The sequence below is a fragment of the Paracoccus sp. JM45 genome (genome assembly GCF_003590715.1).
In the GTDB taxonomy this organism is placed as follows: Bacteria; Pseudomonadota; Alphaproteobacteria; order Rhodobacterales; family Rhodobacteraceae; genus Paracoccus.
Window position 1 is genome coordinate 128904 of the sequence record NZ_QQVY01000004.1, and the last position, 20393, is coordinate 149296.

The following is a 20393-nucleotide window of genomic DNA, read 5'->3' on the forward strand; positions in this document are numbered from 1 at the left end:
CTCAGGACTTGTCCTTCAATGCCGCCAGAATAGCGAAGGGGCTATCGGGATCAGCCTTCTTTTCAGGACGGGCCGAAAAAGTCTTGGGCCCCTGATTGGAAGGCTTGCCGCCTTTCTTGGGCCCACCGGGCTTGCCTTGACGGTCACGGCGTTCGCCCTGCGGTCCGGCGGGTTTGCCACCTTCGCGACGGGGACCGCGGTTCCCTTGGGGGCGTTCAGCGCGCTCGCCCTGATTGGCAGCCTGCGGACGGCGGTTGCCGCGCGGTTTGGGGGCCCATTTGAAGGTATAGAAAACCTCCATCTCGACCGGTGCGGCGTCTTCTGCAGGCGTTTCGGCAGCAGTTTCGCCTTCGGGCTGGGGTTCAGCTGCGCGTTTGGCGTCCTGTTCGGCTTCCCATTTCGCACGGGTTTCGGCGGCCAGAACCGATTCCTCTTCGGTCATGGGGGCGTCGGACCCTTCGCCTTCGGGGGCGGGGGAAACGACAGGGGTTTCAGCCGCTTTGACCTTGGGACGCTCTGCCTTATCGGCAGCATAGCCCAGACCCTGCATCAGACCCGAAAATTGTTCCAGCGTCATGCCGGTGATCGACAGCATGTCGGGATTGGCTTCAAAGCCGCCGCGCGTGTCTTGGGCGCGCAGCAGATCGGCCAGACGTTCCAGCATATCGATGCGGATCGCACGTTCGCCAGCAGGACGATAGCCGGACAGGGTGTAAACCTCGGTGGGCAGATCCGGCAGATGCGGGATCGTCACCAGACCGGGGGGCGGGCTTTCCGGGAAATCATCCAGACCCTGCGCCAGCGACCACAAAACCAGACGCAGACGCGTCGGGGCGGGTTTTAGCAGCGCAGGCATGAAGATGGTGAACTGGCCAAAACGGACACCATGCTTGCGCAACGCGCCGCGTGATTCCTGATCCAGCTCTTTCACTTCGGTCGCAACGCCGTCGCGCGGCAGAACGCCAAGCGATTCGACCATGCGGAAGGCAAAGCCGCGGGCCAGACCGGCCAATGCTTCGTCTTTCTGCATCGTGATCAGCGGCTCGAACGCGGCAGCGATCTTGCGATCAATGAAATGCTGCAAGCGACGGGTCACCTTTTCCGCAATCTCGGAACCGGCTTCTTCGTCGACGAATGCCTGGACACCAGGATGCAGTGCATCGGCACCCTTGACCAGTTTCCCGACAGCCTGATTGCCCCACATGAGGCCACCCTGTTCGGTAAAATCCATTTCGGTGTCAGGCGCATTATACAGCCGGTCCGCCCGCAGGTGGAATTCCGGGCGCAATGCCTCGTAGCCGGCGCGGTTCAGCATCTTCGCCTCGTCCGCCGTGGCGGTCTGGTCGGGACGGAAACGGAAACCTTCAAGACGGCCGGCAAACTCGCCCTCAACCGTCACTTCGCCCTTGTCGTTCACTTCGGCCACAAGGCTCTCCTTCTGCTTGAGCCGCCGCATCAACACTGACGTGCGCCGGTCCACAAATCGTTGGGTCAGCGCCGCGTGCAACGCGTCTGACAGGCGGTCTTCTACAGCGCGAGTCTCTCCGCGCCAATGCTTTTCGTCCTGAACCCAACCGGTTCTTTGCGCGACATAGGTCCATGTGCGGATATACGCCAGCCGTTTCGAGATGGCGTCGATATCGCCGGTGGTCTTGTCGATGCGCTTGATCGACCGGTCCAGCCAATCCGCAGGAATGGCACCATCCTGCAAGAAGCCATAGATTCGCGCCAGCAATGTCGCATGTTCCATCTGCGAAATACCGCGAAAGTCCGGTACGCGGCAGACATCCCATAAAAGTCGCACATCCTTGCCGCCCTGCACGCGATCCTTGATTTCAGGCAGTTCGCGCAAGATCTTGAGGCTGATGACATCATCGGCTTCACGGCCACGGCTTAGCAATTCCTGACTGGAGCCTGCTTCCAGACTTTCGACCAGACGGTCCATCGTGCCGAATTCCAGCCGCGTATTGCGCCACATCAGCCGCTGGATCGGCGCAAAGCGGTGGTTTTCCAACGCGTTGACCAGTCCCTCGTCCAGCTGCTCGGCCTCTCCGGTGACGCCGAAGGTGCCGGATTCGGTATGGCGCCCCGCCCGTCCGGCGATCTGGCCCATCTCATGCGGAAACAGCGGGCGGACACGGCGACCATCGAATTTATGTGTGGCGCTGAAGGCCACGTGCTTGATGTCCAGATTCAGGCCCATGCCGATGGCATCAGTGGCGACCAGATAGTCAACCTCGCCGTTCTGGTACATTTCGACCTGCGCGTTGCGCGTGCGGGGCGACAAAGCCCCCATCACGACGGCACAACCGCCCTTTTGCCGGCGGATCAGTTCGGCCATCGCATAGACGTCATCGACGCTAAAGCCGACAATCGCACTGCGTGCAGGCATCCGCGACAGTTTCTTCGATCCCGCCCATGTCAGCTGTGACAGGCGTTCGCGCTGGATAAAATGCACATCGGGAATCAGCGCCAGAATCGCAGGGCGCATGGTCGCGCTGCCCAGCAGCAGCGTTTCCTTGGACCCGCGCATATTCAGCAGCCGGTCGGTAAAGACGTGGCCGCGCTGCGGATCGGCGCAAAGCTGGATTTCGTCGATTGCAACAAAATCGGCGGCGATATCGGGCATCGCCTCGGTTGTGGCGACCCAGTATTGCACCCTTTCGGGAATGATCCTTTCCTCGCCCGTGACCAAGGCAACGACCGACGGGCCGCGTGCCTTGACGATGCGGTCATAGACCTCTCGGGCCAGCAGGCGCAGCGGCAAGCCGATGACGCCAGTGCGATGACCCAGCATCCGCGAGATCGCCTCATGCGTTTTGCCGGTATTCGTGGGGCCCAATATGGCGGTGACCCGTCCGCGCGTCGTCATGTTCATAAACTTAAATATCGGTACCAAGTGCCTTGCGTTCCAGACGTGCCACGCCATCAATCGCTTCTTGCTGGTGGGGGTGGATCGTCAAAGACTGACAATATGCGGCAAGTGCGCGGTCATCCTGACCTGTTTCTTCAAGCATTGCCCCCATTTGGGTCAACGCCTGGAACTGGCGGGGTTCCAGTTCCAAAGCGCGGGCAAGGTCGGCAAATGCAGGGCCGAATTCCCCTGCCATATAAAAAGCATCGGCGCGGGCCTGAAAGCCAGCCGCAAAATCGGGCGCGTGATCGGTTAGGGCTGTCAGATGACCAATGGCGGTTGGAATATCACCCATATCCAAAGCTTCGGACCCGCGTTTCAGCAACAGATCCATCGCCGGTGACCCCGATCTGGACCATTCGCGCAAGATATCGCTTTCGGCGATACGCCAGCCTTCGCCTTGCGGTTCGGCAAGGCGAAGAAAAGGGTCATCTTGGGCCATCACAGGCAGCGCAGTTGCCAGAACAATGAAAATTGTCATCATCCAGCGACGCAATTCCGTTACGGCAGTATGGAAAACCTGAAAACGCGCATTCATATAATAGGGTGTATCCAGCCAGACGGCGGGGTGCCAGCCAAAGTGCACTGAGAGGAATAAAATGAGCGATGTTGTGAACGCAGCTGTCAAAAAGCTAAGCGAAAAAATCGACAGCTTCGATTCGACCGCCAAATTCGTCATTACCGACGAAGGCGCGATCATGATCGACGAAGACGGCGTACGCGCTGGTGACGACGATGCTGAAGTCACGCTGACCGCCAGCCGCGATGTGTTCGAAGGCATCCTGAACGGCGATGTGAACCCTGCGACCGCATTCATGACCGGCAAGCTGAAGGTGGACGGTTCTATGGGCGTTGCCATGCAGCTTGGCCAGAAACTGTCCTGACAATCATGCAGCAGGCGCCCTTTCACCAGCTTCCCGATGATCCGCTGACCCCGGCCAGCGCGTTCTTTGTTCAGGCAGATGATGGAAAGCGCCTGCGGCTTGCCCATTGGAAAACAGACAGCGATTACGTGCAAGGCAGTATCCTTCTGTTTCCGGGTCGTACCGAATATGTCGAAAAATACGCACCGGTTGCCCGTCGACTGACCGATGCGGGCTATCACGTCCTTGCCATCGACTGGCGTGGACAAGGCCTGTCCGACCGCCTTCAGGATGATCCCCTGCCCGGCCATGTCGATAAATTCTCCGACTATCAGCGCGATGTGCGAAAACTGGTCGCGGCCGCACAGGACGCCGATCTGCCGCGCCCATGGCATCTGTTGGCGCATTCGATGGGCGGTTGTATCGGATTGGCGGCACTCCATCACGGGTTGCCGGTGACAAGCGCGGTCTTCTCGGCGCCGATGTGGGGCATCAATCTGCACAGGTTCAGTCGCGGGCCGGCACTTAGCCTGTCATATTTGGCAAGCCGCGTGGGGCGTGGCGGGTTGGCCGTGCCCGGCAGTGGCAGTGCCATGTCGACCTATGCGCTGGATGAAGGTTTCAACACCAATCTTCTGACGCATGACATCGACGAATGGGCCCGTCTTGCCCGCGAAGCTGCCCATTGGCCCGAACTGACCATCGGCGGTGCCAGCTTTCATTGGGTCGGCGAGGCGCTGACCGAATGCGCGCGAATCGAGCGTCTTGGGTCGCCAGACCTGCCCGCGCTAGTGACCTTGGGCAGCGAGGAAAAGATTGTCCAACCGCAGGCGATCCATGATCGCGTGGCGAAATGGCCTAACGCCGAGCTGATGATGGTTTCCGGTGCCAAGCATGAGGTTATGCTGGAAACACCGGATCTTCGCGAACAGTTTTTTAAAGCAACGCTGGCCCATTTCAGGGCCCACGCCAGTTAATCCTCGCGGTTGGAATCGTTGCGCTTTCCGACCGGCAGGTTCGACGGCGTGGCGACACTGGGCATCCGCAAACGGATGCGCTTCAGGCGGCGTGGATCAGCCTCGACCACTTCGAACTCGGCACCCGAGGGGTGGCTGATCACCTCGCCCCGCAAGGGAACACGACCGGCCAGCATAAAGATCAGGCCACCAAGGGTATCAACCTCTTCGTCGACCTCGGCATCAAGCAGATGCAGGCCGGTTTCCGCTTCGATATCGGCAAGGCTGGCGCGGGCCTGAATGAACCACTGGCCGGGCTTTTCGTGAACCCAAAGGCCACCTTCGACTTCGTCGTGTTCGTCCTCGATTTCCCCGATAACCTGTTCGATCAGGTCCTCGATGGTCACCAAGCCGTCCGCCCCGCCATATTCGTCAATCACCAAGGCCATATGCGTCCGCTTTTGCTGCATCTGTTGCAGCAGCACACCGATCGGCATCGAGGGGGGGACATAGAGCAAAGGCCGCAGCATCGGGCGCAGGGTAAATTTACCGCCTTCGCCAAATCCGTGCTTCAAGGCCAAATCCTTCAGGTGGATCAGGCCAAGCGGGCTGTCCAACGTACCGCGAAAGACCGGAATACGGGAAAAACCGTGTTCGCGAAACATCTCGACCAGATCGGGCAGCGTGATGTTCGCGGGGGCGGCAATGATTTCGACCTTGGGAATGGCGACGTCATCGACGCGCATCCGCCGCAGGTTCAGAAGGCCCGGCTTGCCCGAATGGTGGGCATCCTCGTCCTCTTCCTCTTCTTCCTGACTTTCCGAATTTGTCAGCGCGTGGAACACCCGTCCGAAAAATCCGCGATTAGGCGTATCGCGTTCTTCGGCTTCCGTCAGGTCCAGCAGCGATTGCTGTGAATCCTCGACGGAATAGTCGGGTAATCGGGCTTCGGAGCTCATCAGGCTGTCTCCCGGTAGGGGTCTGGAATATCAATGGTTGCAAGGATCGAACGCTCTGATGCTTCCATCAGTTCGGCATCAGGATCGTTCAGATGGTCATAACCCATCAGATGCAAAGTCGCATGGACCAGCAAATGGATGACGTGATGGTCAAAGGGTTTGGACTGCGCCACGGCTTCGGCCTGACAGGTCTCGAAGGCGATGGCGATATCGCCTAATTCCTCATCATCCGGCAAATCGGGGCGTTCACCCGGTTCATGCGGTTCATGTTCCATTGATGGCCATGATAACACATTTGTCGCTTTGGGTTTACCGCGAAAATCCGCGTTCAACGCCGAAATTCGAGCGTCGTCACAGCCCATGACCACAACCTCGCCGGCTGCTTCCAGCCATTCCAGCGTTGCTGTGATTGCCTTTGCCGCCAATCCTTCCAGATCGGCGGCGGTCCATCTGTCGTCTTCTATGACGCAGTCGACGGTTATTTCGTCAGACATCGTGTCTTGTTGCCCGGCGGGGAACATATTGCCCCCGCGCTTCCTCTGAATTGCCACGCGAGACTGCCGCGATTTCCTCGGCGTCATACGCTTTGATGATCCGCGCGACAAGCGGGTGGCGCACAACATCATCGGCTGTGAAGTAGCTGAAGCTGATCCCCTTGACGTTGTTCAGGATCTTTTCAGCGTCAACCAGTCCCGATTGCATCCCGCGCGGAAGGTCGATCTGCGTGCGGTCACCGGTGATGACCATGCGCGACCCTTCGCCCAGACGGGTCAGGAACATCTTCATCTGCATGGAACTGGCGTTCTGTGCCTCGTCCAGCACCACGAAAGCGCGCGATAGGGTACGGCCCCGCATAAAGGCCAGCGGCGCAATCTCGATCCGCTTTTCCTCGACCAGTTTCTGCATCTGTTTGCCGGGCAAAAAGTCGTTCAGCGCATCATAGAGTGGCTGCATATAGGGGTCGACTTTTTCCTTCAGATCGCCGGGCAGAAAGCCCAGACGTTCGCCTGCCTCGACCGCGGGCCGCGACAGGATAATCTTATCAACCTCACCCTGAATCAGCATGGTAACACCGACCGCAACCGCCAGATAGGTTTTGCCGGTGCCTGCAGGGCCGATACCGAAGGCCAGTTCGTTTTCGAACAGGGCACGGACATAGGCTTTCTGGGCATCGGTGCGCGGTTCGACCGATTTTTTACGGGTCCGCAGTTCGTATTTGCCCTTTGCGAACATTTCAATCTGTTCGACCGTTGTGACATCGGTTTCGGGGTCGATGCCCATGCGCAAGGCTGCATCCACCTCGGCCGAGGTGACGGGGCGGTTCTGTTCCAGCCGTGCGTAAAGACCGTTCAGGATCTGGGCAGCTTCGGCCTGTGCTTCGGGACCGCCGACGATTGCCAGCTGGTTCCCACGTCGCAGGATATGCACACCAAGGGATTCCTCGACGCGTGCAAGATGCTGATCATTCGCGCCGCAAAGATCGATTAAAAGCCGGTTGTCTGGAAATTCCAGCAAGGTTTCGGCTTTGGGGGCAGTGACGGGGGGCGTTGGGGAAAGACCCAAATTCTTCTCCTGCTCAGACGGCTGGTTTCATGGTGGCGAGCCGCGGGGATTCGCACAAGTCGATGTTGGGCGCACCAGCGGCAAATCTGCTGTCGATTCATGCAAAACTGGCCAAGGTGCGCAAAAGTTGCATCTGATATTGGCATTCATCAGCTATTTCGCCACCCCACCGCCCAGAAAATCCGCAAGGGCCGTCGCGTGATCCATTTCTGCGACGGGGCCGTCGTGGATAATCCGGCCATTCTGCAATAATGCGACCCTGTCGCCGATCGCGCGGACCGATTCCATATCATGGGTAATCGTAATTGCCATGGCACCCGTTTCGGTAACGATGCTGCGGATCAGGGTGTTGATTGCGCGGGCACGGATCGGGTCCAGCCCTGTTGTCGGTTCGTCAAAGAAAATCACCGACGGATCATCCGCAATTGCCCGTGCAAGGCCAACGCGCTTGGCCATGCCGCCGGACAATTCGGCAGGCATCAGATCGGCCACGCCCGCGTCTAGACCAACACGCGCCAGTTTATCCAGTGCAATGTTGCGGGCTTTGGCATCGGACATACGCTGGCGCAGGCGAAAGGCGACGTTCTGCCAGACGGACATGCTGTCAAACAACGCGGCCCCTTGGAACAGCATTCCGAAGCCTGCCATGAACGCCTTACGGTCCAACGGCTGACCCTGCCACGTGATACGCCCGCGATCAGGTGTCGTCAGGCCAAGGATGCATTTCAGAAGTACCGATTTGCCTGTTCCAGATTGTCCGATCACGCAAAGGCTCTCGCCCTGTTCCACCTGCAGATCGACGCCGGACAGAACCTGCTTGGTGCCAAAGGATTTATACAGGTCATGGATGGTGATCATTTGAAAAACAATCCGGTCAGGGCAAAATTTGCGGCCAGAATACCGACGGCAGCAGCAACCACCGCACCGGTCGTGGCCCGCCCTACCCCTGCGGCACCGCGTGATGAATGCATCCCGAACCAGCACCCTGAGGTGGCTACGATCAACCCGAACACCGCCCCCTTGATAAGGCCAGAGGCAACGTCCCAAAACTCCAGATAGGCCCAGCTGTTGGCGATATAGGTGACCGAATTGAACCCCAGCGATCCGGTTCCCACCATCCAGCCGCCCATGATGCCGATGATATCACCGACAGCGACCAGCACAGGCAAGGACAGGATTGCGGCCCATAGGCGTGGGGTCACTAGCCAGCGAACCGGATCGGTGGACAGGGTGACCAAAGCGTCGATCTGTTCTGTCACCCGCATGGTACCGATTTCGGCGGCTATGCTGCTGGCGACCCGTGCCGCGACCATCAGGCCACCCAGAACCGGCCCCAGTTCGCGGACCATGCCGATGGCGACAATGGCCGGAACCACATCGCCCGCCTGAAAGCGTTCGCCGCCCGAATGGATCTGCAGGGCAAGGGCCGCACCGGTAAACAGCGCCGTCAGCCCGACCACGGGCAAAGACAGCCAGCCGATCTGTATCAACTGGATCATCAGCGCGCGGGCCGGAAACGGGCGCAGACCGCCCAATCCCTTGGCGGCAAAGATCGCCACCGCGCCAATCCCGCGCACCAGCCGCAGGGCAACCCGACCGACAGACCGGATTGGGGTCACCGATAGGTCCGCTGGTAACGCTGGCGAAGGGCGGTCAGAATCTCGTATCCGATGGTGCCTGCCAGATCGGCCAAACGGTCGATGGGCTGCTGGTCACAGATCAGATGCATCCGGTCGGGCACGACATCCAGCTCCGTCACATCCACAGTGATCAGATCCATCGAGACGCGCCCGACGATCGGATAGCCGACCCCGCCTGCAAACATCTTGGCACCGCTGCTGGAAAGCGCCCGCAGGATACCATCGGCATAGCCCGCATCGACGGTTGCGATCCGCGTGTCACGTTCCGCGTGCCATGTGGCGCCATAGCCGACCATCTCGCCCGCCTTCACGTCGCGGGTCTGGATCACGCGCAAGGATAGATCGACTGCGGGACGTGCATCTGCAAACGGCAGGCCGCCGTACATGCCGATACCCGCACGCACCATCTCGAAATGGTAATCCGGCCCCAACAGGATGCCACCCGTCGCGGCCAGCGACCGCGGGACATTGCATCTTTCGGTCATCTTGCGGAACGCAGCCAATTGCGCGGCATTCGCAGGGTGGTCGGGTTCATCCGCGCAGGCCAGATGCGACATGATAAAGGCGGGACCTTCGGCCAGAACCTCGGCGCGGACGGCGGCCCATTCGGCGGCCTCCATCCCCAGACGGTTCATGCCGGTGTCCAGCTGGATAGCAAAGGGCTGGCCTGGCCGCATGGCGCGATCACGGAAATACTGTGCAGGGCTGTTCAGGACAGGCACCAGACCCGTCAGATCTTCACCCTCCATATGGCCGGACAGGACGTTGATCGTTGCATCGGCAGGCAGCAAAGGCCGGATCGCCCGCCCTTCGGATGCCAGCGCCACGAAAAAATCACGCGCCCCCGCCTGATACAGCGCCGGAACGACCCGTGCGGCACCCAATCCATATGCATCGGCCTTGACGACCGCTGCGACCCGCGCGCCGGGGGCTTTCGCCGCAAGCGCGTTCCAATTGGCCGTAATGGCCGAAATATCGATGTGCAAACCCATGCCGGATGAAGTGCCTTTCCGCCCGCATAAGGTCAAGAGGTTGGCGCGTTTTGCAATTTCGCAATTTGCATTCACCTTATGATCGATCGTTTGCAAATATTCCCGATTTTCCTTTGCGGCGTGATTATGACCGGCTAGCGTGGTCGGATGTTATCAAGGGGCGACCATGACCGACATTCTGCAAGAGCTTGAGCGTAGGCGTACAGAAGCGCGCCTTGGTGGCGGTCAACGCCGCATCGATGCACAGCACGCGCGCGGCAAGCTGACAGCACGTGAACGCATCGATCTGCTGGTCGATGAAGACAGCTTTGAAGAATTCGATATGTTTGTTGCCCATCGATCCACCGATTTCGGGATGGAGGCTGACCGACCTTATGGTGATGGCGTGGTCACGGGCTGGGGCACGATCAACGGTCGGATGGTCTATGTCTATAGCCAGGATTTTACCGTATTCGGCGGCAGCCTGTCCGAAACCCATGCCCAGAAAATATGCAAGGTCATGGATATGGCGATGCAGAACGGCGCGCCGGTCATTGGTCTGAATGATTCGGGCGGCGCGCGCATTCAGGAAGGTGTCGCCAGCCTTGCGGGCTATGCCGAGGTTTTCCAGCGCAACGTCATGGCATCGGGCGTGGTGCCGCAGATCAGCGTCATCATGGGGCCATGCGCGGGCGGTGCTGTTTATTCACCCGCAATGACCGACTTTATCTTCATGGTGAAGGACACGTCCTATATGTTCGTGACCGGCCCGGATGTGGTCAAGACCGTCACGAACGAAGTCGTGACCGCGGAACAACTGGGCGGTGCAAGCACCCATACAAAGAAATCATCCGTCGCCGATGGCGCATTCGAGGATGACGTCGAGGCCCTGACCGAAATCCGCCGCCTGTTCGATTTTCTGCCACTGAACAACCGCGAGCGTGCGCCCACCCGCCCCTTCTTCGATGATCCCGCGCGTATCGAGCCCAGCCTCGACACGCTGATCCCGGACAATCCGAACCAGCCCTATGACATGAAAGAGCTGATCGCCAAGATCGCGGATGAGGGTGATTTCTACGAAGTCCAGAAAGATTTTGCCGCCAATATCCTGATCGGCTTTATCCGGATCGAGGGGCAAAGCGTCGGTGTCGTCGCCAACCAGCCCATGGTGCTGGCGGGCTGTCTGGACATCGACAGCAGCCGCAAGGCCGCGCGTTTTGTCCGTTTTTGCGACGCATTCGAAATTCCGATCCTGACGCTGGTCGATGTTCCGGGCTTTTTGCCCGGCACCAGTCAGGAATATGGCGGGGTCATCAAGCATGGCGCGAAACTGCTGTTCGCCTATGGCGAGGCGACGGTGCCCAAGGTTACTGTTATCACCCGCAAGGCCTATGGCGGCGCTTATGACGTGATGTCCTCGAAACACCTGCGCGGCGATTTCAACTATGCTTGGCCCACGGCGGAAATTGCTGTGATGGGGGCCAAGGGCGCGGTCGAGATTCTGTATCGCAGCGAATTGGGGCAGCCTGAAAAAATTGCGGCCCGCACCAAGGATTACGAGGATCGCTTCGCCAATCCCTTCGTCGCCGCAGAAAAAGGCTTCATCGACGAGGTGATCCAGCCACGCTCCACCCGTCGGCGTATTGCACGGGCTTTTGCTAGCCTTCGTAGCAAGAAACTGACCAACCCGTGGAAAAAACACGACAACATTCCGCTGTAAGGAACGGGGATCAAGCGGTGATGCACAAACGCGTGAATGATGCAGCAAGGCCACAGGGCGCGCCCAGTTTCGGTTCGCCGATGGCCGATACCTGTCTGAACCACCGCGCCGATTGTATCATCGCGCGCAGGTCCGCCACCAAACAAGCGGGCCGTAACCCGAGCAGAAGGTCGCATCAGCGTCCGCTTTACAGGAGCGTTTCTCCATGTCCAAAAAAATCATCCTCGGCCTCGTGCTGGTTTCCGCATTCGCCGCTTGCCAGCGCCAGCAGCCTGCTGACGTCTATGTTCCGACCGCGCCCGCAGCACCAGTTGCAAACCCCGTCACGACCGAGCCTGTCTATCAGGGCAAATTCGGCTAAGACGAACCGTCCGACCATCGTGCGCGGGCGGTTTGCCTGCCCGCGCGCAGCCGCCGCCCCCGTGCATCACAGCAAAGGGGCCATGCCATGCTAAAGCATCGCGGCTTTCCGGGGCGTTTGCCCGGATCCGACCACCAGTTCACCATCCGGCGGGAAAACCGCAAGAAAGGTGCCACCCCCATCACCGAGAGAGAGCGGTTCCGCGACCGCCGTGCGCCCGACCGTCGTGCCGATGCGGGGTTTCTTTCGGCACTGATCTCCCATTTTGGCGACCAGCCCTTCGAACGCGGCAATCTGGACGCGGGACGCCTGTCATGGCTGATCAACCGCGAAGTCAAGCCGGTGGGTGAATTCGATCCCGCCGATTACGACCAGTTGCTGCAGATCGATATGGAACTGGCCGAAGCCTCGTTCCCCGAACTTTTCGCCAAAGACGCGCCGCCCGCATTCGATTGGGACGACATGGATTGGGACGACGGGGACGAAGACGGGGACGGGATCGACGACTAATGCGCGATTTGACGCTGAACCCCTTGAAGTCACATGCATGTCAGTTTGACGTGGGGGTCCAGTGTGGGATAATCGGGTTAAATCTACAACCGGCCGTAAATCGGCCTCTTAAGACAGGCAGTCTCTCATGCAAAAATCCATCATCCTTCGTATCGGCGGTGTCTCGGCCTTGGTTCTGGGCCTGGCAGCTTGTGATTCCAGCATGCAGACCGGCCTTTCGCCCGACGCACAGCGCGCTGCTGGCGGCGCTGTTGCAGGTGCAGTCATCGCAAAAGCACTTGACGAAGACATCGCAACCGGCGCGGCCTTGGGTGGCGCAGCTGGCGCACTTTGTGACGACGCGGGCGTTTGCCAGCGCCGCTACTAAGTTCTGCGGTCTTTTTATACCGTTCGGGCCGGACGCATCCCATGCGCCGGCCAACCAATCAAAAGGGTTTTCACCATGTCCAAATTCCTTGCTATCGCAGCATTGGTCGGCACCACAGCAATCGCCGGGTGCACGCAGGGTATCAACCCGACCGACACTGACCGCGCCCTTATCGGTGCAGGCGTCGGCGCGACCGTCGCAAGCGTTGGTGGCACTAATGTCATCAAAGGCGCAGCCATCGGCGGCGCAGCCGGCGCATTGTGCGACGACGTTCGCCTTTGCCAATAAGCACCTGATCCGCGCAAAGGCGCGACCGGTTCTGAATACCGTCCGAAGCACCATGCTTCGGGCGGTTTTTTTATGTTTCGCCCCGGGGGAGGCCCATGTTTAAAAAGATCCTGATCGCCAATCGGGGCGAGATCGCATGCCGCGTCATCAAGACCGCGCGCAAGATGGGCATCGCCACAGTCGCGGTCTACTCGGACGCGGACCGCAACGCCCTGCACGTCAAAATGGCGGATGAGGCGATTCACATCGGCCCCGCCCCCGCCAACCAGTCTTACATCGTCATCGATAAGATCATGGATGCCATCCGCCAATCGGGGGCCGAAGCTGTTCACCCTGGCTATGGCTTCCTGTCCGAAAACCGCAAGTTCGCCGAGGCGCTAGAGGCTGAAGGCATCGTCTTTATCGGCCCGCCTTCGGGCGCAATTGAATCGATGGGTGACAAGATTACCTCGAAAAAGCTGGCGCAGGAAGCCGGGGTCAGCACGGTCCCCGGCTATATGGGTCTGATTGCCGATGCGGATGAGGCCGCAAAGATCAGCGACCAGATCGGCTATCCGGTCATGATCAAAGCCAGTGCGGGCGGCGGCGGTAAAGGCATGCGGATCGCATGGGATGCCGATGAAGCGCGCGAAGGATTTGAGAGTTCAAAATCCGAGGCGGCCAGCAGCTTTGGCGATGACCGGATTTTTATTGAAAAATTCGTCACCCAACCCCGCCATATCGAAATTCAGGTGCTGGCCGACAGCCACGGCAATGCAATTTATCTGCACGAACGCGAATGCTCGATCCAGCGCCGCAACCAGAAGGTCATCGAGGAAGCCCCCTCGCCCTTCCTTGACGAGGCGACCCGCCGCGCGATGGGCGAACAGGCCGTGGCGCTTGCCAAAGCGGTCGATTACACCAGCGCGGGCACTGTCGAATTTATCGTCGACGGCGACCGCAACTTCTATTTTCTTGAAATGAACACACGCCTTCAGGTCGAACATCCGGTGACCGAGCTGATCACCGGCGTCGATCTGGTCGAACAGATGATCCGCGTCGCGGCGGGCGATCCGCTGCCCTTCGAACAGTCCGACCTGAAGATTAACGGCTGGGCGATGGAAAGCCGCCTTTACGCCGAAGACCCCTATCGCAATTTTCTGCCGTCCATCGGGCGGCTGTCACGCTATCGCCCCCCGTCCGAGGTTGCGGCAGGTCCGATGCTGACATCCGGCAAGTGGCTGGCCCAAGGCATCGCGCATGGCAGCACGGCGGTCCGCAATGACACCGGCGTATTCGAAGGCGGCGAAATCAGCATGTTCTATGACCCGATGATCGCCAAGCTGTGCACATGGGGCCCCACCCGCGCCGAGGCGATCCAGGGCATGCGCGTCGCCTTGGACGAATTCGAGGTCGAGGGCATCGGTCACAACCTGCCCTTCCTGTCAGCGGTGATGGATCACCCAAAATTCGCCGCGGGCAATATCACCACGGCGTTCATTGCCGAAGAATATCCGGACGGGTTTCAGGGCGCATCGCTGGAAGATGATGCGATGGAACGTATCGCAGCGGCGGCGGCAGCCATGCACCGGGTCGCGGAAATCCGCGATACCCGCATCACCGGTCGCCTTGGCAACCATGAACGCCGCGTTGGCGAGCATTGGGTGGTTTTCACAGCAGGCCGTGAATGGAAGGTCCGGGTCGAGGCTGATAACGACGGCGCGGATGTCCACCTGAACGACCGTAACATCCGCGTTGAAAGCGAATGGCTGCCCGGACAATCCTTGGCGCGACTAGAAGTTGAGGGACAGAAGCTGGTTCTGAAGGTCGATAAAATCGCTGCAGGTTTCCGTCTACGCAGTCGTGGTGCCGACCTTAAAGTCTATGTCCGGCGTCCCCGCGCGGCTGAGTTGGCGCGTTTGATGCTGGAAAAACTACCGCCCGACACATCGAAGTTCCTGCTGTGCCCGATGCCGGGTCTGGTCGTAAAAATTAATGTGGCGCAAGGCGACGAGGTGCAGGAAGGTCAGGCATTGGCCACTGTCGAAGCGATGAAGATGGAAAACATCTTACGGGCAGAACGCAAAGGCGTGGTGAAAGCGGTGAATGCCGCGGCGGGCGAAAGCCTGCGGGTTGATGATATTATCATGGAATTCGAATGATACCCGCCCTGCCCTTCATATGGTCGTCCGTCGTGCAGTTTTGCGCGCAACGGGGCCGTTCGGGCAGGGATCACGACCCTGTTTCGCGCTGGCGCATCGGCATAGTGTCGATCAAACCGATGATTTGTGACGGATCAACCAGCGTCGTTTGCGACAGCTTGACCGACCCGTCCTTGCCAATCAGCAAGACAGCAAACCCTGATCCGACACGGTCGCGCAAGTCTGCCGCACCCGGGCCTTCTGTCAGGACGACGACTTGGCGTTTGACCAGTTCGGTGGTCTCGGTTCGCAGGGCGTCCAGCTGCGCTTCGACCTCGGGGCCGGTGCCAAGCACGACGACGGGGCGCGCTTGCCATTGCAAGTTATCCAACGTGTCGGTCTGCATCGGCATGATGCGTAAGGTGGACGATCCACTGCGCAAAGTGTCAGCAGGCAGCATGGTCGGTGCAGACGCCAGAAGCAGCGCGGTCAGGCAGGCCTGTTTCATCGATTTCTCCTGTGGCTCTGCAAGATTACGCCTGAACAACCGTAAGGGTTCCCCTTTCCACCCCCGAGGCTGCGATGCCGCCGCTTGATGCCTATTTAAGCCCGCAATCACAGCAGGCGATGATCGCCGGTCTGTTTCTATCCTTTGGCTGGGTGGTTGTCGCATGGCAGACCCGCCGCCGCGACGCCCGCATCCGCCAAGAGCGTGAGGCAGATATCCAACGTGCGCTGTTGGCTGAAATACGGGCCCATGTCGTGTCGCTGGAACAGCAAAGCCCGTCACCTGCCGACGCCGAGGATTTGATTGCCCGCATCCATTCGGGAGATTTCGTCCCGACCTTGCCCCAACAGGCCAATGACCGGATTTTCGGGGCGGTGATCAGCGAGTTGCACATCCTGCCCGCACCGGTCATCGACCCGATCGTGATTTATTACCGGCTTTTGTCGATCATGGGCGCATTGGCTACCGACCTGCGCAATATTCCCGCCGATGGCCGTGAACGGGCCGCGCAGATGATGGCGGATTATCTGTCACTGATGGATGAAACCTATAACAGCGGCATTCAGGCCATCCGTGTCCTGACGGAATGCCTGCGTGGCGGGGCCGAGGCTGTCGAAAAGATGCTGGATGACGATGAAGCTGCGGCCATAGCCATGATGAACCGGCAGCTTCCAGATGATCTGGAACAGATGCAGGATCAGCTGGATGCGATCAATAGCCGATCTTCGGACCCGAGAGGCCGGTGATGGGGCGCAGGCCGATGGCACGCACAATTTCATTGGCACGGCTCAGCACGGGCTTCTTCGCCTCGGGGCGGGCGCTTTGTTCGGGACGGCGTTCGGGCGCAGGCTGCGACTTCGCGATGTTCGGAATGCTTTGGTCTTTGCGTGGCTGTGGCATGTTATACCCCCATTTTCAGGCAGATGACCTGCCCGTTACCCATTACAATATAAGAAACGCGCCGCAATTCCACAAGTTTCGCAGCTTGGGCTATCTTAATCTGCTGCCGCGCCCGATCTCTTGCCGCCGCAGAGGCAGGCGGTCGATGGCGCGTCCGATTTCACGGACATCCCAAGGTGAGGGTCTACGGATCTTGACCTGCCCGTCCTTGTCGATCAGCAGCAAGGAAAAGCCACGCGGATGGAACTGCTGGCGCCAGATGCTGTTGGCCGCCGGATCGGTGTCGATGACCACAACGGCGTCGCGGGCGTCCAAGGCAGCTGCCCCGCGTTGCAATGCGTCGATTTGTTCGGCAAATGCGGGATCGCCTTCGGTATCGGCAAAGACCACGACGGGCCGTTTCGACCACAGGAAGTCATCGGGCGCGACGTCGGCGGCCGCCAGAAACCGCGCCTCGGGCGCTGCGGGTTCGACCGGATCATCCGCCTCGATGCTGCTTTGCGCAATGGGCGGAAGCCGTGCCGGATTGCGCCGAACCTTATCGGGTTGGTCAACCGCCGGGGCATCAGCATCAGGGGGCGGTGCATCACGCGCAGGACCCATGGCTGACAGGGCCATTACAAAACACAGAAATTTCAACTTCATCGGCACCTCGTCATCCTTTGAATATAGGGTGGAACGTGCTGCGGGAAAGGATGGATCATGACAAAACCAACGCTGCGGGACTGGCGGAGCCTTGCGCAAAAGGAACTCAAGGGTCGTGATCCGGACAGCCTTGTCTGGGATACGCTTGAAGGTATTCCTGTCAAGCCATTGTATACACAGGATGATATCAATGATCTTGACCATCTGGACGGCCTGCCCGGCATTGGTCCCTTTACCCGTGGTCCGCGTGCGACAATGTATGCAGGCCGTCCTTGGACAATCCGGCAATATGCGGGCTTTTCCACCGCCGAAGAATCAAACGCCTTTTATCGCCGTGCGTTGGATGCGGGGCAGCAGGGCGTCTCGGTAGCCTTCGATCTGGCCACCCATCGCGGCTATGACAGTGACCATCCCCGTGTCGAGGGTGATGTCGGCAAGGCAGGCGTCGCCATCGACAGCGTCGAGGATATGAAGATCCTGTTCGACGGCATCCCGCTGGACAAGGTCAGCGTCAGCATGACCATGAACGGCGCCGTGATCCCTATTCTGGCCAGCTTCATCGTCACGGGTGAAGAGCAGGGCCATGACCGCGCCGTTCTGTCGGGCACCATTCAGAACGATATCCTGAAAGAGTTCATGGTGCGGAACACCTATATCTATCCGCCCGAACCCAGCATGCGGATCATCAGCGATATTATCCAATATACCAGCGATGAGATGCCGCGTTTCAACAGCATCTCGATCTCCGGCTATCACATGCAGGAAGCTGGCGCGAATTTGGTGCAGGAACTGGCCTATACGCTGGCAGACGGGCGCGAATATGTGCGCGCGGCGATTGCGGCGGGCATGGATGTGGATGCCTTTGCGGGCCGCTTGTCATTCTTTTTCGCAATCGGCATGAATTTCTTTATGGAGATCGCCAAGCTGCGCGCCGCGCGTTTGCTGTGGCACCGTATCATGACCGAATTCGGCGCCAAGAAGCCTGGCAGCCTGATGCTGCGGACGCATTGCCAGACATCCGGCGTCAGCCTGCAGGAACAGGATCCCTATAACAACGTGGTCCGCACCGCATATGAGGCGATGTCGGCAGCGCTTGGTGGCACGCAGTCGCTGCACACCAACGCGCTGGACGAAGCCATCGCCCTGCCCACCGATTTCAGCGCCCGCATCGCGCGCAACACCCAGCTAATCCTGCAGGAAGAAACCGGCATCACCAATGTCGTCGATCCCTTGGCAGGGTCCTATTACATTGAAAGCCTGACCGCAGAACTGGCCGATAAGGCATGGGCCCTGATCACCGAGGTCGAGGAGATGGGCGGCATGACCAAAGCCGTCGCCAGCGGCATGCCCAAGCTGCGGATCGAAGAAACCGCCGCCCGTCGTCAGGCCCTGATCGACCGCGGCGATGAGGTGATCGTTGGCGTCAACAAATACCGCAAGGACAAAGAGGACCCGATCGACATTCTGGACATCGACAACGTCAAGGTCCGTGACGGTCAGGTCGCCCGACTGGCACAGATCCGCGCCACCCGCGATCAGGCGGCCTGTGACGCCGCCCTTGCCGAACTGTCCCGCCGCACACATGAGGGCGGCAATCTTTTACAGGCCGCAGTCGAGGCTGCCCGCGCCCGCGCAACCGTAGGGGAAATCAGCATGGCGATGGAAGAAAAATTCGGCCGCCACCGCGCCGAAGTCAAGACGCTGGCCGGTGTATACGGTGCTGCATATGAAGCCGACGAGGGCTTTGCCCAGATCCAGCGCGACGTTGAAACTTTCGCGACCGAGGAAGGCCGCCGCCCCCGTATGCTGGTCGTGAAAATGGGTCAGGACGGCCATGACCGTGGTGCCAAAGTAATCGCCACCGCCTTTGCCGATATCGGTTTCGACGTCGATGTCGGCCCGCTGTTCCAGACACCGGAAGAGGCAGCACAGGATGCCGTGGACAACGACGTGCATGTCGTCGGCATCAGCTCGCAAGCGGCGGGCCATAAAACGCTGGCCCCCAAGCTGATTGCCGCACTAAAAGCACAGGGTGCGGGCGACATTCTGGTCATCTGCGGGGGCGTCATTCCCCAGCAGGATTACGAATTCCTGAAAAATGCAGGGGTTAAGGCGATCTTTGGTCCGGGCACCAACATCCCGTCAGCCGCCGCCGATATCCTGTCGCTGATCCGCGCGACACGGCCCTGAACGCTCGCGTGATATTTAACCCAAGGCAATGCCCTAGGCGTTGTCTTGGGCGCGGTCGTGTGAAACCCTAAGGTCAAATGGCAAGGATGTAACATGAGCGACGGACGCAACGGGGCGATCAAACAGATCATCTGCATCAAATGGGGCGCGAAATTCGGCCCCGAATATGTCAACCGCCTGCATGCGATGGTGGCGCGCAATATCACACCGCCTTTCCGGCTGTTCTGTTTTACCGATGACGGGACGGGTTTGCATCCTAACGTGGCGGTGCGTCCTTTGCCGGAATTTGCCTATGACGCGCCGGTACGGACGCGTGGAAAATGGCCCAAGTCGCGCCTGTGGGGCGATCTGGGCGATGTAACGGGCGTGGTCCTGTTTCTGGATCTGGACGTGATTGTTACTGGAAATCTGGACCCGTTCTTTGAATTCGGCGATCCGAACGATACGATTTTGGGCCGCAATCCGAATACTCCGTTGGAAAAGATGGGTCAGACTTCGGTTTACCGGATGACCGTGGGCAATCTGGCACCCTTGCAGCAGATTTTCCGCGCCGATCCACAGGGGATTGCAGACCAGTATAAATATGAACAACGGTTTGTGACCCGCAATGCACCGGGCGGGGTCAAATTCTGGCCCAAAGGCTGGCTGGCGCATTTCCGGTTCCATTGCATTCCGAACTTCCCGATGAACTACTTCAAGGAACCCTGCATTCCGAAGAATACCCGCATTGTGATGTTCCCCGGCAACCTGAACCCGCCCGACGCCATCGCCGGTCGCTGGGATGAGGCTGACCCCGTTCGCACCCCGTCCGAACATATCAAAGCCGCCTTTGCCCCCAACCGGCGCGAGAAATTTACCAAACATATCCGCCATTATGTCCGCCCGACCTCTTGGGTGGCGAAATTGTGGCGCGAGTGA

22 protein-coding genes are annotated in these 20393 nt (G+C 59.5%); 11 read left to right on the plus strand and 11 right to left on the minus strand.

Features of this window, described 5'->3' with window-relative positions; translation table 11 throughout:
• Window position 1: 1 nt before the first annotated feature.
• Together DWB67_RS08100 and DWB67_RS08105 are read right to left on the minus strand one after the other, a co-directional pair.
• Window positions 2-2872, minus strand: coding sequence for a helicase-related protein (locus DWB67_RS08100; RefSeq protein WP_119807213.1), 2871 nt, complete (start codon window positions 2870-2872; stop codon window positions 2-4).
• Between the two features lie 10 nt (window positions 2873-2882).
• Entirely contained in the window at window positions 2883-3452 is a 570-nt protein-coding gene (locus tag DWB67_RS08105; protein ID WP_182911526.1) for a hypothetical protein, read from the minus strand.
• 61 nt (window positions 3453-3513) lie between these two features.
• Between DWB67_RS08105 and DWB67_RS08110 the strand changes: the two genes are divergently transcribed.
• Together DWB67_RS08110 and DWB67_RS08115 are read left to right on the plus strand one after the other, a co-directional pair.
• Window positions 3514-3798 carry an SCP2 sterol-binding domain-containing protein gene (locus tag DWB67_RS08110; RefSeq protein WP_119807034.1) on the plus strand — a complete coding sequence of 95 codons (285 nt, stop codon included), beginning with the start codon at window positions 3514-3516 and terminating at the stop codon, window positions 3796-3798.
• 5 nt (window positions 3799-3803) lie between these two features.
• On the plus strand, window positions 3804-4754 hold the full coding sequence (locus tag DWB67_RS08115) for an alpha/beta fold hydrolase (RefSeq protein WP_119807035.1): 951 nt from the start codon (window positions 3804-3806) through the stop codon (window positions 4752-4754).
• Here the strand turns inward: DWB67_RS08115 and DWB67_RS08120 are convergent.
• From DWB67_RS08120 to alr, 6 genes are all read right to left on the minus strand, one after another.
• On the minus strand, window positions 4751-5692 hold the full coding sequence (locus DWB67_RS08120) for a hemolysin family protein (RefSeq protein ID WP_119807036.1): 942 nt from the start codon (window positions 5690-5692) through the stop codon (window positions 4751-4753). The two genes, DWB67_RS08115 and DWB67_RS08120, sit on opposite strands and share 4 nt — an antisense overlap.
• Complete coding sequence (ybeY, locus tag DWB67_RS08125) at window positions 5692-6186, minus strand: rRNA maturation RNase YbeY (RefSeq protein ID WP_119807037.1); 495 nt, start codon at window positions 6184-6186, stop codon at window positions 5692-5694. Before ybeY ends, DWB67_RS08120 begins: the two co-directional genes overlap by 1 nt.
• Entirely contained in the window at window positions 6179-7255 is a 1077-nt protein-coding gene (locus DWB67_RS08130) for a PhoH family protein (RefSeq protein WP_119807038.1), read from the minus strand. Before DWB67_RS08130 ends, ybeY begins: the two co-directional genes overlap by 8 nt.
• Window positions 7256-7408: 153 nt before the next feature.
• Window positions 7409-8113, minus strand: a complete 705-nt coding sequence (locus DWB67_RS08135; protein ID WP_119807039.1) for an ABC transporter ATP-binding protein — start codon at window positions 8111-8113, stop codon at window positions 7409-7411.
• Window positions 8110-8874, minus strand: a complete 765-nt coding sequence (locus tag DWB67_RS08140; protein WP_119807040.1) for an ABC transporter permease — start codon at window positions 8872-8874, stop codon at window positions 8110-8112. Before DWB67_RS08140 ends, DWB67_RS08135 begins: the two co-directional genes overlap by 4 nt.
• Window positions 8871-9887, minus strand: a complete 1017-nt coding sequence (gene alr / locus DWB67_RS08145) for an alanine racemase (protein WP_119807214.1) — start codon at window positions 9885-9887, stop codon at window positions 8871-8873. The genes DWB67_RS08140 and alr overlap by 4 nt, the downstream gene beginning before the upstream one ends.
• 166 nt (window positions 9888-10053) lie before the next feature.
• Here alr and DWB67_RS08150 point away from each other — a divergent pair, with 166 nt between their 5' ends.
• From DWB67_RS08150 to DWB67_RS08170, 6 genes are all read left to right on the plus strand, one after another.
• Window positions 10054-11586, plus strand: a complete 1533-nt coding sequence (locus tag DWB67_RS08150; RefSeq protein ID WP_119807041.1) for an acyl-CoA carboxylase subunit beta — start codon at window positions 10054-10056, stop codon at window positions 11584-11586.
• Window positions 11587-11791: 205 nt separating this feature from the next.
• The gene (locus tag DWB67_RS18015; protein ID WP_182911527.1) at window positions 11792-11947 is read left to right on the plus strand and encodes a hypothetical protein; all 156 of its coding nucleotides are present in this window, start codon (window positions 11792-11794) and stop codon (window positions 11945-11947) included.
• Window positions 11948-12034: 87 nt separating this feature from the next.
• Window positions 12035-12457 (plus strand): hypothetical protein, encoded by a 423-nt coding sequence (locus DWB67_RS08155; RefSeq protein WP_119807042.1) that lies wholly within the window; start codon window positions 12035-12037, stop codon window positions 12455-12457.
• A gap of 127 nt (window positions 12458-12584) precedes the next feature.
• Window positions 12585-12824, plus strand: coding sequence for a hypothetical protein (locus tag DWB67_RS08160; RefSeq protein ID WP_119807043.1), 240 nt, complete (start codon window positions 12585-12587; stop codon window positions 12822-12824).
• 75 nt (window positions 12825-12899) lie between these two features.
• The gene (locus DWB67_RS08165; RefSeq protein WP_119807044.1) at window positions 12900-13112 is read left to right on the plus strand and encodes a hypothetical protein; all 213 of its coding nucleotides are present in this window, start codon (window positions 12900-12902) and stop codon (window positions 13110-13112) included.
• Window positions 13113-13207: 95 nt separating this feature from the next.
• Window positions 13208-15253 (plus strand): acetyl/propionyl/methylcrotonyl-CoA carboxylase subunit alpha, encoded by a 2046-nt coding sequence (locus DWB67_RS08170; RefSeq protein WP_119807045.1) that lies wholly within the window; start codon window positions 13208-13210, stop codon window positions 15251-15253.
• Between the two features lie 70 nt (window positions 15254-15323).
• Here DWB67_RS08170 and DWB67_RS08175 read toward each other — a convergent pair whose 3' ends face one another.
• On the minus strand, window positions 15324-15740 hold the full coding sequence (locus DWB67_RS08175) for a DUF4174 domain-containing protein (protein ID WP_182911528.1): 417 nt from the start codon (window positions 15738-15740) through the stop codon (window positions 15324-15326).
• A 74-nt stretch (window positions 15741-15814) separates the two neighbouring features.
• Between DWB67_RS08175 and DWB67_RS08180 the strand changes: the two genes are divergently transcribed.
• Window positions 15815-16486 carry a hypothetical protein gene (locus tag DWB67_RS08180; RefSeq protein ID WP_182911529.1) on the plus strand — a complete coding sequence of 224 codons (672 nt, stop codon included), beginning with the start codon at window positions 15815-15817 and terminating at the stop codon, window positions 16484-16486.
• On the opposite strand, the gene DWB67_RS08185 is transcribed toward DWB67_RS08180, so the two are convergent.
• Complete coding sequence (locus tag DWB67_RS08185; RefSeq protein ID WP_119807048.1) at window positions 16452-16640, minus strand: hypothetical protein; 189 nt, start codon at window positions 16638-16640, stop codon at window positions 16452-16454. The two genes, DWB67_RS08180 and DWB67_RS08185, sit on opposite strands and share 35 nt — an antisense overlap.
• A gap of 90 nt (window positions 16641-16730) precedes the next feature.
• A complete protein-coding gene (locus DWB67_RS08190; RefSeq protein WP_119807049.1) occupies window positions 16731-17285 on the minus strand; it encodes a DUF4174 domain-containing protein in 555 nt (184 codons plus the stop codon).
• A 57-nt stretch (window positions 17286-17342) separates the two neighbouring features.
• On the opposite strand from DWB67_RS08190, the gene scpA reads away from it, so the two are divergent.
• Window positions 17343-19475, plus strand: coding sequence for a methylmalonyl-CoA mutase (scpA, locus tag DWB67_RS08195; RefSeq protein ID WP_119807050.1), 2133 nt, complete (start codon window positions 17343-17345; stop codon window positions 19473-19475).
• Between the two features lie 93 nt (window positions 19476-19568).
• Entirely contained in the window at window positions 19569-20393 is an 825-nt protein-coding gene (locus DWB67_RS08200) for a glycosyl transferase (protein ID WP_119807051.1), read from the plus strand.